Source organism: Pseudomonas sp. 2822-17, from assembly GCF_002742485.1.
GTDB classification, from domain to species: domain Bacteria; phylum Pseudomonadota; class Gammaproteobacteria; order Pseudomonadales; family Pseudomonadaceae; genus Aquipseudomonas; species Aquipseudomonas cyclaminis.
In genome coordinates, this window is sequence record NZ_LJRZ01000197.1 from 1 (window position 1) to 259 (window position 259).

The window sequence follows — 259 nt, forward strand, 5'->3', positions numbered from 1 at the left end:
CACTAGCATCACCAGTAATGTACTTTTCTTCAATTCCTAACGCACGTAATGCTCTCCATTTATAATGATCACCATCTAGCCAAATCTCTGTCATATTTTTGAATGACTTATTCTCAGCGATTTCCTGTGGACTTAAATGACAGTGATAATCATAGATAGGCATATCCTTTGCGTAGTCATGGTAAAGTGTTCTTGATGCTTCATTTGGAAGTAGAAAATCATCATGAATAAAAGTTTTCATTATATCTCTCCTTCAAAC

General features: G+C 34.7%; 1 protein-coding gene. It reads right to left on the reverse strand.

Going from position 1 to position 259, the window contains the following annotated elements; translation table 11 throughout:
• Window positions 1-241, reverse strand: a 241-nt coding sequence (locus tag AOA60_RS01585; RefSeq protein WP_143522340.1) for a glucuronate isomerase, incomplete at its 3' end; no start/stop codon positions are given.
• Window positions 242-259 lie beyond the last annotated feature (18 nt).